Origin of the sequence: Bacillus sp. FSL R9-9834 (assembly GCF_038006905.1) — a bacterium.
In the GTDB taxonomy this organism is placed as follows: domain Bacteria; phylum Bacillota; class Bacilli; order Bacillales; family Bacillaceae_G; genus Bacillus_A; species Bacillus_A pacificus.
Genome location: NZ_JBBOWD010000001.1, coordinates 4,877,871 through 4,894,559 on the forward strand (window position 1 = coordinate 4,877,871; position 16,689 = coordinate 4,894,559).

Annotated in this window: 14 protein-coding genes, 1 other RNA gene and 1 pseudogene; 2 read left to right on the forward strand and 14 right to left on the reverse strand. The window is 38.7% G+C overall.

The window, feature by feature from the left end; translation table 11 throughout:
- Positions 1-701: 701 nt before the first annotated feature.
- On the reverse strand, positions 702-1,322 hold the full coding sequence (locus MKY00_RS25695; RefSeq protein WP_016718886.1) for a flavin reductase family protein: 621 nt from the start codon (positions 1,320-1,322) through the stop codon (positions 702-704).
- Positions 1,323-1,425: 103 nt separating this feature from the next.
- Here MKY00_RS25695 and MKY00_RS25700 point away from each other — a divergent pair, with 103 nt between their 5' ends.
- Positions 1,426-2,121 carry an ArsR/SmtB family transcription factor gene (locus MKY00_RS25700; RefSeq protein WP_016718887.1) on the forward strand — a complete coding sequence of 232 codons (696 nt, stop codon included), beginning with the start codon at positions 1,426-1,428 and terminating at the stop codon, positions 2,119-2,121.
- A gap of 226 nt (positions 2,122-2,347) precedes the next feature.
- Here MKY00_RS25700 and MKY00_RS25705 read toward each other — a convergent pair.
- The 8 genes and pseudogenes from MKY00_RS25705 to MKY00_RS25740 all read right to left on the reverse strand — a co-directional run.
- Positions 2,348-3,058: pseudogene (locus MKY00_RS25705) on the reverse strand (transposase); the annotation flags it as partial.
- 211 nt (positions 3,059-3,269) lie between these two features.
- Positions 3,270-3,624: a transfer-messenger RNA gene (ssrA, locus tag MKY00_RS25710) on the reverse strand.
- Positions 3,625-3,750: 126 nt separating this feature from the next.
- Positions 3,751-4,218, reverse strand: a complete 468-nt coding sequence (smpB, locus tag MKY00_RS25715; RefSeq protein WP_001123901.1) for an SsrA-binding protein — start codon at positions 4,216-4,218, stop codon at positions 3,751-3,753.
- A gap of 248 nt (positions 4,219-4,466) precedes the next feature.
- A complete protein-coding gene (gene rnr / locus MKY00_RS25720) occupies positions 4,467-6,887 on the reverse strand; it encodes a ribonuclease R (RefSeq protein ID WP_016718890.1) in 2,421 nt (806 codons plus the stop codon).
- A 145-nt stretch (positions 6,888-7,032) separates the two neighbouring features.
- A complete protein-coding gene (estA, locus tag MKY00_RS25725; RefSeq protein ID WP_000761976.1) occupies positions 7,033-7,773 on the reverse strand; it encodes a carboxylesterase in 741 nt (246 codons plus the stop codon).
- 161 nt (positions 7,774-7,934) lie between these two features.
- The gene (gene secG, locus MKY00_RS25730; protein WP_000557262.1) at positions 7,935-8,168 is read right to left on the reverse strand and encodes a preprotein translocase subunit SecG; all 234 of its coding nucleotides are present in this window, start codon (positions 8,166-8,168) and stop codon (positions 7,935-7,937) included.
- Positions 8,169-8,262: 94 nt separating this feature from the next.
- The gene (locus MKY00_RS25735; protein WP_000078293.1) at positions 8,263-8,955 is read right to left on the reverse strand and encodes an LrgB family protein; all 693 of its coding nucleotides are present in this window, start codon (positions 8,953-8,955) and stop codon (positions 8,263-8,265) included.
- Entirely contained in the window at positions 8,952-9,320 is a 369-nt protein-coding gene (locus tag MKY00_RS25740; protein ID WP_000673220.1) for a CidA/LrgA family holin-like protein, read from the reverse strand. The genes MKY00_RS25735 and MKY00_RS25740 overlap by 4 nt, the downstream gene beginning before the upstream one ends.
- Before the next feature lie 381 nt (positions 9,321-9,701).
- On the opposite strand from MKY00_RS25740, the gene MKY00_RS25745 reads away from it, so the two are divergent.
- On the forward strand, positions 9,702-10,652 hold the full coding sequence (locus MKY00_RS25745) for a nucleoside hydrolase (protein WP_016718892.1): 951 nt from the start codon (positions 9,702-9,704) through the stop codon (positions 10,650-10,652).
- 50 nt (positions 10,653-10,702) lie between these two features.
- Here MKY00_RS25745 and eno read toward each other — a convergent pair whose 3' ends face one another.
- From eno to gap, 5 genes are all read right to left on the reverse strand, one after another.
- Positions 10,703-11,998, reverse strand: coding sequence for a phosphopyruvate hydratase (eno, locus tag MKY00_RS25750; RefSeq protein WP_000103957.1), 1,296 nt, complete (start codon positions 11,996-11,998; stop codon positions 10,703-10,705).
- Between the two features lie 30 nt (positions 11,999-12,028).
- Positions 12,029-13,558 carry a 2,3-bisphosphoglycerate-independent phosphoglycerate mutase gene (gpmI, locus tag MKY00_RS25755; RefSeq protein WP_001231150.1) on the reverse strand — a complete coding sequence of 510 codons (1,530 nt, stop codon included), beginning with the start codon at positions 13,556-13,558 and terminating at the stop codon, positions 12,029-12,031.
- Positions 13,555-14,310, reverse strand: coding sequence for a triose-phosphate isomerase (gene tpiA, locus MKY00_RS25760; RefSeq protein WP_016718893.1), 756 nt, complete (start codon positions 14,308-14,310; stop codon positions 13,555-13,557). Before tpiA ends, gpmI begins: the two co-directional genes overlap by 4 nt.
- A gap of 32 nt (positions 14,311-14,342) precedes the next feature.
- Positions 14,343-15,527, reverse strand: coding sequence for a phosphoglycerate kinase (locus MKY00_RS25765; RefSeq protein WP_016718894.1), 1,185 nt, complete (start codon positions 15,525-15,527; stop codon positions 14,343-14,345).
- A 139-nt stretch (positions 15,528-15,666) separates the two neighbouring features.
- A complete protein-coding gene (gene gap / locus MKY00_RS25770) occupies positions 15,667-16,671 on the reverse strand; it encodes a type I glyceraldehyde-3-phosphate dehydrogenase (RefSeq protein ID WP_016718895.1) in 1,005 nt (334 codons plus the stop codon).
- Between the last annotated feature and the right edge of the window lie 18 nt (positions 16,672-16,689).

Consider the following 16,689-nt stretch of genomic DNA (forward strand, 5'->3'; position numbering starts at 1 on the left):
CTTCAATATAACTTGGTTAGATAAAAAATTATTCCCAAAAAATAATTTAAGATTTATAAGTATTAAACTCCTAAAAAAAGTCATTATAACAGCTTATTAGGAGAACTCTATATAATCTTACAATAGATACGAATAGAAACACAAAGGATATGAAGATTTAAATACATATTATTTAATCATTAAGGATAGCTACAGTATTTACCTGCTTAGAATAACTATTTCTTCATATTCTGTTTCAAGGGTGTCCCCCCATCAACTAAAGCATTCTATAAAACCACAAACAAAAAGAACCATAACCTCACCAAAATGGAAAATTGTGGTTTACATCACACAATTTCAATTTACCTATAAGTTGTTCGCAAGAGATTTAGTGCACTACTTCTTGACTTTTAGAATATTGAACGCCGCATGTAGTGCAGATGTAATTTAACATATGTATGCCCCTTTGTTATAAACTTTCTCACAAGCTAATTATAAACCCGCCTTTTAGTTAACAAATTACCATTTATCAACAGTAAATCTCATTAGCAGGCATCAAATTATATATCCTTGTTCTCCTTTTCTAATAAGCATTTTATATCATTGCAAAAGAAAAAATAATAAAGAAACCGAATTCCTTAACAGGTGGAATTCGGTTTCTTACTACAATATTTAACTTCAATTAGGAAAGGATTGTCCACTTTAAAAGATAATATATTTATTTATATTTCGGATCGAAAGGTTTTACCTAACTGGTTACCTAGACCAAAATAATGACGGAAATTATATATAAGTGGGCTCCATTTATTTGGATCAATATGATTTTCTTCAAGGATGATTTCCTTATGAGCGTGTACATGTATAGCTTGTGTCTCAACAATGGCAAAATTAGGAGAATAATCAGGAATTCGAATATGTTTCACCCTTGCCTCAATTTGAATTGGACACTCCATAATTCGAGTAGGTTTTACCGTTTTAGACTCAGTAGGTGTTAATCTACTAATATCATATTTTTCTTTTTCATATGTAAATCCATTCTTTTTCTTATAATCTGGAACGGGATTTTTCCCTGTATAGGGGGCTAATTGTTCAACATTTTCCCATAATGAAGGACTCGGAACATTGATTACACATTCAGGATGTCGTTCTAAATTTTCGATAGCTTTCCCGCCAAGTCCAATTCCTAATATAATACAATCTCCTAATACCCATGATGATGACATAGGGCTGATGTTTACTGTTCCATCTTCATTTAGCGAATTTAGTAAAATCACAGGAGTTCCGTAGTATAGAATTTTAGGTTTAATAATTTCTGTGTTTGGAGCCTGATCCATTTTTTTCATCTTTATTTCTCCTCCTATTCATATATTCTTCCTTATTTATTGTAGAATATAAACATTTCGATTATCATCGAAGTATGGATTACATTAGGGGGAGGGAATTAAAATGAATGCAAACCCAAATGTAGCAATGATTGCTACTCTTGTGAGTGAAGCTTCTCGTGCAGCAATATTAACAGTCCTATTAGATGGTAGATTCCATCCTGCAAGCGAATTAGCATATATGGCAGGAATCAAACCACAGACGGCTAGTTTCCATTTGACAAAAATGGTTGATGCGAATGTAGTTACAGTTGAAAAACAGGGAAGACATCGATATTATGGAATTCGAAATCTGGAAGTTGCTCAAGTTATGGAATCATTTTTATCAATAGCTCCACCAATTGAAATTAAATCATTAAAACAGGCTTCGGAAGATAAAGCGATGCGTTTTGCAAGAACATGTTATGATCATCTTGCGGGAAATTTAGGAGTACAATTAACAGATTCTTTAATTAAAATAGGCGTTATTTATGAGGAAAAGGACGGATTTACTGTTACTGAAAAAGGAAAGTCATTCTTTACAAATTTTCAAATTGATCTTGAAAGGGTTAAGAAAAAGCGTCGTTCATTCACACACAAATGTTTAGATTGGAGTGAAAGACGTCACCACCTTGCGGGAGCATTAGGGAATGCCCTTCTAGAAAGACTATTAGAATTAAATTGGGTTCAACGTTTACCTAAAACAAGAGCAATAAAAATCACTGCTGACGGGGAAAAGGGACTAAAAGAAACATTTTCTTTTGATATTACAAACAACTAGGTTTTGAATAGAAAAGAGCCGATTTACTCTTAACAGGGTAAAATTCGGCTCTTTTCTATTCAAAAATTGCTTAGCGTATTTTTTTCCGAAATGCTGGCGAGCCCCCATCGCCAGCAACCTTAGGGCGCTAAGAGGTTATATGTGAGGATTATTCCTTTAAATTTCTAAGACTGTTCTAAAGATAGGTATAACAAATAAACCTATTAACTAGGCATTTAAAAAAATATTATGCAACCTTGGCACTTTTTGACAACATATAATCATACACAACACCTAAGATATCAAAGACGGTTTTCTTTTCATACCGGTGAGATTTTCTCCCGTTTTTCTCTAAAAGGTAAAACAAACGCAGCAAAACTTTTAATAATTCATGGATGCTTTTTTGTAGTCCCTCATAAAACAATAGATAATAATTCTTTATCATATAGATGGATTTGTATTCACTTAACTCTTTCTTTTTCTTATCCAAGAGTAACTGACGCATTTTGAACATCGTCGATGAACAGAGTAAAATACTAATGAGTTGCCCATATAAATGGCATTCTAAGCGTTCTTTCTTAATTTCTTTGCACCTGTCAATTTTAAAAAAAGATTTCCATATTTTGAACAAAATTTCAATTTTCCAGCGTAATGAATACAAGTCATGGATATGTTTCGTTGGAACATTTTCTGTAGAAAGATTCGTAATATACACGTTGATCCCACTCAACCGTTTACTTCGTTCTTTGTAGGTAATACCTTTCTTCTTTTCTTTTTTTACTTGTTCCTTCAACCTTTTCTCTGTTTGTTCTTTTGTTAATCGATGAATAATAACACGAGCTAGTAATTTTTGGTACTGTCCAATGTGCGCCTCTGAAATCTCCATTGTTTAACCAGGGGACAAATGATTCATGAGTTCTTCCATATCTAACTGAATATAGAGTGTCCCTTTCTTGATAGCGATGTGACGGGACCCCTATTAATAAAAATCCCCCTATAGATAGGTAAACCCAAAGGGATAAAACGATTAACTTTTTTATAATCGGTACGAATTTATTTCAAAGCTACAGGAGGCATAAGTTTGCCACAAACAAAAAGAACCATAACCTCACCAAACTGGCAAAATTATGGTTCAAATCACACAAAATAAAAAACCACCAAATATGTATTGGTGGAGACGGTGGGAGTCGAACCCACGTCCAAAAATATCGGCACTTAAGCTTCTACGAGTGTAGTCGATATATTAGCATTTCGCGAACTCTTCGGCCTATCGACAGGCTTCCAAGTTGCTAGTCTGGTTGTTCTCTTCCTTTGTCCTCAGACGGCGAACTCCGGCGTAGTCCACTTAGTTTGAGTCCCTTACCCTACCACATGGACGATGGAGGGAGGAACCTTTAGTGCAATTAAGCAGCTAAAGAAAGATTGTTTTGTTTGCCAATTATAGGCTTTGACGTTTTAACGAGGCCGATCCCCTCGACTCGCAACCTAAGCTCGAACTATCCCTGTCGAATCCGTAACGTCCCCATGATAAAAATGGAGCATACGAAGAAAATTTCGTGATAGCTACTAAGAGCTGTTTTTCAATGTGCAACAATCTTACATAAGTTATTATAACATACGCGCGCCGTTTTACAAATGTAAATATCTGTATTACATCTTTTGACGATCACGGAACGCGCGTGCAATTTCACGTTTTGCTTCTTTCTCTTTTAAATCGTGACGCTTATCATATTGTTTCTTACCTTTTGCTAAACCAAGTGCCATTTTCGCGAATCCATTTTTCAAATAGATTTTAAGTGGAACTAATGCATATCCTGTTTCTTTTGCAGCTCCCGCTAATTTATCAATTTCTTTTTTATGCAGAAGTAACTTTCTCGTACGAAGCGGATCATGGTTGAAACGATTTCCTTGCTCGTACGTACTAATATGCATATTATGAACCCATACTTCACCATTATGTACACGTGCAAACGCATCTTTCAAGTTCACGCGTCCAGCGCGAATCGACTTAATTTCCGTTCCTTGAAGGACAAGCCCTGCTTCGTATGTTTCTTCGATGAAATAATCATGAAATGCTTTTTTATTTTGTGCAATAACCTTACCTGAACCTTTTGGCATATAACGTCCCTCCTCTATTTTTACTATTGTAACAAATGTTAATAAAAAGCGAAAGTGGCTCGCTTAGAATGTGAGGTGGATGGAGCTTCTGACCTTGAGGCGCCCTTTGCCTCTCGGGAAGAAGCGAAGCCGCCGAACATTCTAGCCACTGTAGCTGGATTCCCATAAAAAGCGAAAGTGGCTCGTTCTCCAGCCACTAAGAAAAAAGAAAAAGCCTCGCTTTTTATCAAAGCGAAGCCATCCTTTTCTTACTTACGCTTTTTCTTTTTCTTCTTGAATCCTGGTACGTTTTCGAAGAATGCTTTTTTCTTCTTGCCGTTACCATCTTTTTTCCCTGGTTGGCTAGCGGACGCGGATGCAGATCCTCTTCCTTTACCTTTGCCACCACGGTCAAATTTTCTACCTGTGCCACGTTCTCCGCCGCGCTCATTACTGCGTTCGCTACGTCCGCCGCGTTTCTTTCTGCCTGTTCTTGGCTGTTCGATCACGACTGGACGATCTTTGAACTTACGACGAGGCGTACCTTTCATGCCAACGATTTCAAAGTCGATTGCCCGCTCGTCTTTGTTTACGTTAATAACGCGAATGGTAATTTCGTCACCGATGCGGAATACGTTACCTGTACGTTCTCCAATCATTGCGAAATGCTGCTCATCATAACGGTAGTAATCATCCGTTAAGTAGCTAACATGTACAAGACCTTCAATTGTATTTGGAAGCTCTACGAATAAACCGAAGTTTGTTACAGAGCTAATCATACCATCATACTCTTCGCCGATCTTATCGACCATATACTCTGCTTTTTTCATTTCGTCTGTTTCACGTTCTGCTTCAACAGCACGGCGTTCCATATTAGAAGAATGATCTGCAATCTCAGGTAATTTTTCACGCCATTTTGCTTGCGTTTCATTATCAACTTTACCATTAATGATATATTCACGAATCAATCTGTGAACAATCGTATCTGGATAACGACGAATTGGTGATGTGAAATGCGTGTAGAACTCAGTTGATAGACCAAAATGTCCTAAGCTTTCTGCATCGTAACGTGCTTGCTTCATAGAACGAAGCATTACTGTCGAAATGACTACTTCTTCTGGTTGCCCTTGAACCATTTCAAGAATTTGTTGTAGCGCACGAGGGTGTACTTCATTTGCACGTCCTTTTACCGCATATCCGAAGTTCGTTACAAACTCGAAGAAACGCTCTAACTTATCTTCTTTCGGATCTTCATGGACACGGTACATAAATGGTACGTTCATCCAGTGGAAATGCTCTGCTACTGTTTCGTTCGCGACAAGCATAAATTCTTCAATTAACTTCTCTGATACAGAACGATCACGCATAACAACGTCTGTCGGTTTTCCTTCTTCATCTACTAATACTTTCGCTTCTTTAAAATCAAAGTCGATTGCACCGCGGCGCATACGTTTTTCACGTAGGATTTGTGCTAATTGCCCCATCTCTTTAAACATCGGTACGAGCGGCTCATAGCGTTTCATTAAATCTTCGTCCTCATCTTCTAAAATGCTTCTTACGTCAGCATACGTCATACGCTCTGTCGTTTTAATTACACTTTGGAAAATCTCGTGCTTTACGACGTCACCTAAGTTGTTGATTTCCATTTCACAAGACAATGTCAGACGGTCTACTTTCGGATTTAATGAACAAATACCGTTCGATAGACGATGCGGAATCATCGGAATTACACGGTCAACAAGATATATACTCGTCGCTCTCTCCGCTGCTTCTACATCAATTGGAGAGCCTTCTTGGACGTAATGACTTACATCCGCAATATGAACGCCAAGTTTATAGTTACCGTTCTCGAGCTTCGTGACTGTAACAGCGTCATCTAAATCTTTTGCGTCTGCACCGTCAATCGTTACGATCATTTGGTCACGCAGGTCACGGCGATCTTTTAAATCTTCTTCTGAAATCGTTTCTGGTACACTGTTGGCGTGCTCCATCACTTCTTCAGGGAACGCTAAAGGCAAATGATGTTTATGGATAACAGATAAAATATCTACTCCTGGATCATTTTTATGACCTAGAATTTGAATAACTTCACCTTCTGCACTTAAACGATTCTCTGGATAGCTCGTAATTTTCACAACTACTTTATGACCTTCTACAGCGCCCATTGATGCGCTTTTCAATACGAAAATGTCACTTGTCCAGCGTTTATTGTCAGGTATAACAAATCCAAAGTTTTTGGACTCTGTATATGTACCAACTAGTTCTTTCGTTCCGCGTTCTAAAATGCGTACAATGGAACCTTCTTGACGCGAACCACTCGATTGAGAACTAAGGCGGGCTAATACTGTATCACCATGAAGCGCACCGTTTAATTCTGTAGGCGGAATGAAAAGATCGTCGTCTCCTGTTTTCTTCTCGTCTGGTACAACAAATGCAAAGCCACGTGCATGTCCAATTAACTTACCACGTACTAAATTCATTTTTTCAGGAAGACCGTAACGGTTGCTACGAGTACGAATAACAAGTCCCTTCTCTTCCATCGTTACAAGCGCCTTTACAAAATCTTTAAAGCCCTCAGAACCTTCAATCCCAAACGCCTCTTCTAACTCTTGTATCGTTAGCGGTTTATACGCTTCTTCTCTCATAAATAATAACAACTTATCAATATGTTCTTGTATGATTTCTTCCAAGCAAAAATACCTCCTTTAAACCCTTATATTATTTAGTGTATCCGAAAGATGGGGGATGTATAAAGCGAAACTTCAATCATCTCCCAATGATTTTTTTACAGCTTCCATAAAAAATTCCCTTATGAAAAAAAGAGGCAACTAGATCTTACCAATCTAGTTGCTCCAAGAAGTTATATACATCCTCATGTAGCTCGTCACGCTGTTTATCAAGTGTAATGACATGCGTAGAGTCTTCATACCATTTAATGTCTTTTAACGTTGATTCTACACCGTTATAAATAATGTTCGCACTATCTGTATTAATCATTTCATCATGACGCGCTTGTACAACAAATGTTGGGGCATAAATCATGTCCACATTGTTACGTACGTCAGCAATTAATTGTTGTAATGCTTTTAATGTATTCATCGGTGTCTTTTGGAATTCCAACATTTCTTGTTCGATTTGCTCTGGTGATTTTTGCTCACGCTTTTTATATTCGCGGGCATATGCCAATATACCTTGGTACATCGTTTCTTCACTCTTAATATACATCGGTGCACACATTGGGACTACACCTAAAACCGGTACTGTATAACCTAATTTTAGAGAAAATACGCCGCCAAGTGACAATCCAACGACAGCAATTTTCTCAAAACCTTTATCTTTTAAAAGCTGATATGCCTCCGTTACGTCTTGCCACCAATCTTCAGGACCTGTATGAACAAGCTCTTCTGGTGGTACACCGTGCCCTTTATAAATTGGGGCATGACAAGTGTAGCCTTTCTTTTCTAAGAAACGCCCTAACATACGTACATCAGCTGAGTTTCCTGTGAATCCATGTAGTAATAAAACAGCGCGGTCTCCACCCTCAAATGTAAATGGTTTCGGAGATGCTAATTTCATCATGTACTTCTCCTCTTTCTCTTCTGTAATCTAGTCGTATTCTTTCTATATCTAGTGTACCATATTTATATTTCTATAATCTAATTAGAAACATCTTTCAAATGACAAAACAAAAAAAGAAGAACCATTAGTACATCTTACTAACGCTTCTTCTTTCAATTCTATAAGTTTAAGTACGTAACACCAATTGTTAATGCGAAGAACAATACAGCTAAAACAATTGTAATACGGTTTAATACCGCTTCAATTCCACGTGCTTTTTGCTTACCAAATAATTGCTCTGCACCGCCTGAAATTGCACCTGAAAGGCCTGAGCTATTACTAGACTGCATAAGTACCATAACAATCATTAAAATCGATACAATAATAAGTAAAACGGATAATAACGTATGCACTTGGCGTACCTCCTACAAAGATTCAGTTATTGTAACTGTAGCATAAATTCTATAGAAAAGCGAGAGCTATAAGGTTGCTCTCGCTTTTCTTCTATTACATGAACATCATTGCAAATAGCGGCCCGAGCAAACATGTTAAAATCGCTGTTAATGTCATTGTTACCGATCCAATAACACCTTCATGTTCATTATTTTTCATCGCTCTCATTACGCCCATAATATGAGAAGCACATCCAAATCCGATACCTTTACCAACTGAGTTTGTAACGCGGCTCCATTTTAATAAAAGCGGGCCGGTAATCGTTCCAGTAATACCTGCAATAACAACGAAGGCTGCTGTTAATGACGGTACACCACCAACTTGCTCTGAAACACTCATCGCAACTGGCATTGTCACTGATTTTGGTAAAGAAGATAAAATTAAGCTTTTATCTGTTCCCATAAGTGACGCAATAGCAAAGTCACTTGCAATGGCAACTGTTGTACCTACTAGTACCCCGCCGGCAATTGGTACAACATATTTTTGAAGAACGTGGCGTTGTTTATAAAGAGGAATTGCAAATGCTACAACACCGGGTCCGAGCAGTTTTGCAATCCAGCCGCCACCACTTTCCATATAATGTTGATACGGTATATCAAGCATAATAAATAAGAAAGCCATTAATCCTGTTGCTACAAGCATTGGAATGGTGAATGGTGTTGGAAATAATTTATAGATTTTTTTAGATAATTGGTATAATAGCACCGTAAAAATAACCCAACCGATTCCGATCAATATTTGGCTCATCGCGACTCTCTTTCCTTTCTATTCGCAAGATATTGTCCTGTATGTCCTGCGACAATAATAATTAAAAATGTACTCGCTACAATTGTAATGAAAAGAGAAATTCCTTTACTCATAAAAAAAGCACCGTAATTCATTAGGCCAAGTGTTGGCGGAATTAATAAAAACGGCATAATAGCAACGAGTGTTTCTGCTCCTAAATCGAACCATTTCACTGGAAGAACTTTTAGGCTAAGTAAAACAAGTAAGAGGAACATTCCAATCAAACTTCCTGGAATCGGAATATTTAACATTTCTTGTACCCAAGTTCCAACCATATAAAAAACGTAAAGAGCAGCAATTTGGACAAGAATCTTTGTAAATTTCATGTTCATCATCCCTCTTGTTTATACGATCTTCTGTTAATATCTTTATCATAGTATAAATTGTAAAAAGCTGCAATTTATCAACTTGACAGCAAAAAACGCCTATGTTATACGCTTACAACCTTGATATGACTACATTTCTAAAAGAAAATTAAGTCAAAAACCTTGACCTAATATAAGAAGTTTTTATTTTCTGAATTTTAAAGGTTGTTATTTCAATAAAATAATCTTTTTATCCTTAAGCTTACATATATATAAAGTGAAACTTTAACCAGTGGGGGTTCTTTATCCCCCACTGATTATTAGTTGAACTAATTCGCTGTATTTCGAGGTGGGGGTCTTACTGCCCATTAAAGTGGGATAAACAAGATAGGGGGTGAACATATGCCCAAAAAAGTTCTCATTTTTTGTGATCCTGGGATTGATGATACGATGGCTCTCCTCTTAGCATTCTTTATTGATGAAATAGAAATCATCGGCATTGTTGCTGATTACGGCAATGTTCCAAAAGAGATGGCCGTACAAAATGCTCATTTTCTTAAGAATGAAACAATGAATAGAAATATTAAGATATTTGGTGGGTCAGAGCGTCCACTTACTGGTGTCCCACCTGCTTTTTTTACCGATGTACACGGGAAACAAGGGCTCGGGCCAATTATTCCAAAAGGGAATGTAACTAACGGGGAAATGGAGAATTTTTTCGAAGTTATTCCTCTTATTGAACAGTATAAAGATGAATTAATCATTGTAAGTTTAGGAAGACTTACCTCCCTTGCAATTTTATTCATCGTATGTAAACAGTTAATGAAGCAAATTAAATCTTACTACATAATGGGCGGTGCCTTTTTACACCCGGGTAATGTTACCCCTATTTCTGAAGCAAACTTTTATGGTGATCCTGCTGCCGCTAATATAGTCCTTCAATCCTCACCTAACATGTACATCTATCCATTAAACGTCACCCAATATTCCATCATTACACCAGAAATGGCTGAATATATTGAAGCAAAAGGAAAAGCCCCACTCGTCAAACCTTTATTCGATCATTATTACTACGGCTATTATAAAAATGCTCTACCACATTTAAAAGGTAGCCCCTTCCATGACACAATGCCAATACTCGCTTTACTTGATAACTCTATGTTTACGTATCACAAATCACCTATCGTTGTCATGACCGAATCTTATGCACAAGGGGCAAGCATTGGGGAATTCCGCGCTTTAGAAGAATCTAAACCATTTATTGATCGGCCGATTCATCAAATCGCAATTGATTTTGATTATAACCGCTTCTTTAAACATTTCATGTCACTTATGACGGATGAGCAATTTTAACATAAAAAAACAGACCGTGATTTCTCACGGTCTGTCGTTATTTTCTACAATTATCGTTTGATGTTGTAGAAAGATTTGATACCATCGTAAACAGCGATTTCGCCTAGTTCGTCTTCGATGCGTAATAATTGGTTGTACTTAGCAATACGGTCAGTACGGCTCATAGAACCAGTTTTGATTTGGCCAGCGTTAGTTGCAACTGCGATGTCAGCGATTGTAGCATCTTCAGTTTCACCAGAACGGTGAGATACAACTGCTGTGTAACCAGCACGTTTAGCCATTTCGATAGCTTCGAAAGTCTCAGTTAAAGTACCGATTTGGTTAACTTTAATTAAGATTGAGTTAGAGATACCTTTTTCGATACCTTCAGCAAGTTTTTGAGTGTTAGTTACGAATAAGTCGTCACCAACTAATTGTACTTTGCTTCCAAGACGCTCAGTTAATAATTTGTGACCATCCCAGTCGTTTTCGTCTAAACCATCTTCGATAGAGATGATTGGGAAGTCTTTGCAAAGCTCTTCGTAGAAATCAACCATTTCTGCAGAAGTTAAGCCAGTACGGCCTTCGCCTGCAAGGTCATATTTACCAGTTTCTTTGTTGTAGAACTCAGAAGAAGCAACGTCCATTCCTAAGAATACGTTCTCGCCAGCTTTGTAACCAGCTTTTTCGATAGCTTCGATGATTACTTCTAATGCTTCACGGTTAGAACCAAGGTTTGGAGCGAATCCACCTTCGTCACCTACTGCAGTGTTAAGACCTTTGTCATGTAATACAGCTTTAAGTGCATGGAATACTTCAGCACCCATACGGATTGATTCTTTGAATGTTGGAGCACCAACTGGTAAGATCATGAACTCTTGGAAGTCTACGTTGTTATCAGCGTGAGAACCACCGTTGATGATGTTCATCATTGGAGTTGGTAATTGTTTTGCATTGAATCCACCAAGGTAACGGTATAATGGAAGACCTACGAAGTCAGCTGCTGCGTGAGCTACTGCCATAGATACACCAAGGATAGCGTTAGCACCTAGTTTACCTTTGTTTGGAGTGCCATCTAATTCGATCATAGCACGGTCGATACCAGCTTGGTCAGTTACGTCGAAACCAACGATTTCTGGAGCGATAATTTCGTTAACGTTGTTTACTGCGTTAACAACACCTTTACCAAGGTAACGAGATTTGTCACCGTCACGTAATTCTACTGCTTCGTGTTCACCAGTAGATGCACCACTTGGTACGATAGCGCGTCCGAAAGCGCCGCTTTCTGTGTAAACTTCTACTTCTACAGTTGGGTTACCACGAGAGTCAAGGACTTCGCGAGCATAAACATCAATAATTGTTGACATAATAAATTCTCTCCTTTTTATATAAGCAAATTATTTAATAATTGTTTTACCTGTCATTTCTTTCGGTTGCTCAACACCAAGAAGTGTAAGCATTGTTGGAGCGATATCACCTAAGATACCACCTTCACGTAATTCTACGTCGTTCTTCGTAACGATGAAAGGAACCGGGTTAGTTGTATGAGCTGTCATTGGCTCTCCGTCAGAAGTTAATTCTTCGTCAGCATTACCATGGTCAGCAGTAATAAGTGCTACACCATCTTTTGCAAGAATCGCTTCTACAACTTTTCCTAAACATTCGTCAGTTGCTTCTACTGCTTTAATTGTTGGTTCCATCATCCCAGAATGGCCAACCATATCACAGTTCGCAAAGTTAAGAATGATAACATCATGTTTATCATTTTCGATTTCATTTACTAAAGCGTCCGTTACTTCGTAAATGCTCATTTCAGGTTTCAAGTCATACGTTGCAACCTTCGGTGAGTTAATTAAGATACGCTCTTCTCCTGGGAATTCAGCCTCACGACCACCGCTAAAGAAGAATGTAACGTGCGGATACTTTTCAGTTTCCGCGATGCGAAGTTGCTTTAATCCCGCTTGCGCAACAACTTCACCTAAAGTGTTATCAAGGTTCATTGGCTTGAATGCCACGTAACCATCTACTGTTTCACTAAAGTGTGTCATACATACGAATTCTGGAATGTGAGGTACTTTTTCACCACGATCGAACTCACGGAAGTCTTCGTTTGTAAATACACGAGCAATTTGAATTGCACGGTCTGGACGGAAGTTATAGAAGATAACTGCATCATCATCATTGATTGTTGCAACTGGCGTGTTATCTTCGTTAACAATTACAGACGGCAATACGAATTCATCGTAGATACCATTTGCATAAGAGTCTTCTACACACTCTTCTGCTGATTTATAAGTAGGTCCTTCACCATTCACCATAGCACGGTAACATTTTTCTACGCGATCCCAACGCTTGTCACGGTCCATGGAGTAATAACGACCAGAGATAGTCGCGAATTGTCCTACTCCTGTTTCTTTAATTACTTCATTTGTTGCATCGATGTAGCTTTGTGCTGTTTTTGGTCCAACATCGCGGCCATCTAAGAATGCATGAATGTATACTTTCTCAACGCCTTCTTTAGCTGCTAAGCGAAGAAGAGCAAACATGTGGTTCATGTGACTGTGCACACCACCGTCAGAAAGTAAACCGAATAAATGAAGTGCAGTACCTTTTTCTTTTACGCTTTTAATTGCACTTTGGAACGTTTCGTTCTTATCGAACTCACCTTCACGAATTGCAACGTTTACGCGTGTTAAGCTTTGATATACAATGCGGCCAGCACCGATATTTAAGTGACCAACCTCAGAGTTACCCATTTGACCTTCTGGAAGACCTACTGCCTCGCCACAAGCTGTAAGCGTTGTGTGAGGGAATTTGTTCCAGTAACCATCAAAATTAGGTTTCTTAGCTTGTGCTACAGCATTCCCGTAAGTTTCTTCACGAAGTCCGAAACCGTCAAGAATAATTAGAGCTGTTGGCTTTCTCATTTTACCGCCTCCAGAAGACCTAAGAACGAAGCAGGCTCTAAGCTAGCACCGCCAACTAAAGCGCCGTCGATGTCAGATTGTGCCATGTACTCTTTAATGTTTTCTGGTTTTACGCTACCGCCGTATTGAATACGAACAGCTTCTGCAGCAGCTGGAGAAACAGCCTCTGCAACAACTTTACGGATGTGCGCACATACTTCGTTTGCATCTGCAGAAGAAGAAGATTTACCTGTACCGATAGCCCAGATTGGCTCATAAGCGATAACAGTTGCTTTAACTTGCTCTTCAGTTAAACCTACAAGTGCTTTTGTCACTTGACCTGCTACTAGATCAAATGTTTTTCCGCTTTCGCGCTCTTCTAAAGTCTCACCACAACATACGATTGGTGTTAAACCATGTTCAAATGCTGCGATAGTCTTTTTGTTTACTGACTCATCTGTTTCAGCAAACATTTCACGACGCTCAGAGTGGCCAAGTACTACGTAGCCTACTTTTAAGTCGCTAAGTGCTACTGGGCTAATTTCGCCAGTGAATGCACCATTTTTTTCGAAGTGCATGTTTTGTGCACCTACTTGTAAATCAGTTCCTTCAGTCGCTGCTACAAGGCGCTCTAAGAATAGAGCTGGAGAGCAAACTACTGCATCAACAGCTGAAGCTGCTGGGATTTGACCTTTAACTTCCTCTACGAAGCTAACTGCTTCAGATAGAGTTTTATTCATTTTCCAGTTACCTGCGATAATTGGTTTACGCATGCTTTGCACCGTCCTTTTTCTTTGGCTGCTACTTATTTGTCGTTAAGACAAACTACACCTGGAAGCTCTTTACCTTCCATGAATTCTAATGACGCACCGCCGCCAGTAGAAATGTGGCTCATTTTATCAGCCATACCGAATTTTTCAACAGCTGCTGCAGAGTCACCACCGCCGATAACAGAGTATGTACCTTCTGCATCTGCTAATGCTTGTCCTACTGCTTTTGTACCTTCTGCGAATGGAGTCATTTCGAATACACCCATTGGTCCATTCCATACAACAAGCTTAGAGTTTTTAATTACATCTGCATAAATTTCACGTGTTTTAGGACCGATGTCCACGCCTTCCCAGTTAGAAGGGATAGAATCGATATTAACGATTTTAGTTGTTGCAGTTTCAGAGAATTCCTCAGTGATTACAACATCAACTGGCATGTAGAAGTTTACGCCTTTTTCTTTTGCAAGTTGCATAAATTCTTTAGCTAGTTCAATCTTGTCGTCTTCACATAGAGATAGACCAATTTCATGACCTAAAGCTTTAACGAATGTGTAAGCAAGTCCGCCACCGATGATTAAGTTATCTACTTTGTCTAATAGATGACGAATTACACCGATTTTATCTTTTACTTTCGCACCACCGATGATAGCTGTGAATGGACGATCTGGGTTAGAAAGTGCTTTTCCAAGAACATCTAACTCTTTTTCCATTAGTAAACCAGATACTGCTGGTAGGTAGTCCGCGATACCTGCTGTAGAAGCGTGAGCACGGTGAGCTGCACCGAATGCATCGTTTACGAAGATGTCAGCAAAAGCTGCAAATTCTTTCGCAAGTTCTGCATCGTTCTTTTCTTCGCCCGCATAGAAACGTACGTTTTCAAGAACTAATACGTCGCCTTCGTTCATTGCTGCAACCATTTCTTGTACAGCTGGTCCGAATGCTTCGTCTGCTTTTTTAACGTCTTTACCAAGAAGCTCGCCTAAACGTGCTGCTACTGGAGTTAAACGCATTTCTTCTACTACTTGACCTTTTGGACGGCCTAAGTGGCTTGCTAAAATAACTTTCGCACCTTGCTCTACTAAATATTGAATTGTAGGAAGAGCTGCACGGATACGAGTTTCATCTGTAATTTTGCCTTCTTTCATAGGTACGTTGAAGTCAACGCGGCAAAATACACGCTTACCTTTTAAATCTACGTCACGAATTGATTTTTTGTTCATTGGATTTCCCTCCGACTACTAGTTAGGATTGACAAAACCCACTCAAAAGCTTAACACATTTGCTTTTAAAACGAAAGAAGAGAGAGAGGGAACAAACCCTCTCCCTCGTTTTGTCATTGATAACTTATATAATTAAGAATTAAAGACCTTTTGAAGTCATGTAAGCTGCTAGGTCTACTACGCGGTTAGAGTAACCAGTTTCGTTATCGTACCAAGAAAGTACTTTAACCATGTTACCTTCCATTACCATTGTAGATAATGCATCGATTGTAGAAGAAGCTGTACATCCGTTATAGTCGATAGATACTAATGGCTCTTCGCTGTATCCAAGGATACCTTTTAATTCGCCTTCAGCTGCTGCTTTGAATGCTGCATTTACTTCTTCAACTGTTACTTCTTTGTCAAGTTCAACAACTAGGTCAACTAGAGAAACGTTAGCAGTTGGAACACGTACAGCGCCACCGTTTAATTTACCTTTAAGTTCTGGTAATACTAATGCTACTGCTTTAGCTGCACCAGTAGATGTTGGGATCATGTTTTCAGCTGCTGCACGAGCACGACGTAAATCTTTGTGTGGTAAGTCTAAGATTTGTTGGTCGTTAGTGTAAGAGTGAATTGTTGTCATCATTCCGCGTTTTACGCCGAATTTTTCGTTTAATACTTTAGCGAATGGAGCTAAGCAGTTTGTAGTACAAGAAGCGTTAGATACTACGTTGTGGCTAGCTGCATCGTATTGTTCGTGGTTAACACCCATAACTACAGTGATATCTTCGTCAGAAGCTGGAGCTGAGATGATAACTTTTTTAACTGATCCACCTAAGTGTTTTTCAGCGTCTGCTTTTTTAGTGAAACGGCCAGTAGATTCTACTACGATTTCTACTCCGTAGTCGCTCCATGGTAATTGTGCTGGGTCACGCTCAGCGATAACTTTAATTTCTTTACCGTTAACAACGATGCTGCTTTCGTTAGCAGATACTTCTGCGTTTAAAGTTCCGTGAACTGTGTCATATTTTAAAAGGTGAGCTAAAGTTTTAGCATCTGTTAAGTCGTTGATTGCTACTACTTCTACCTCAGAGTTGTTAAGAGCTGCGCGGAATACGTTACGTCCGATACGTCCAAATCCATTAATACCAATTTTAGTCATTTGAATTTCCTCCTTGGG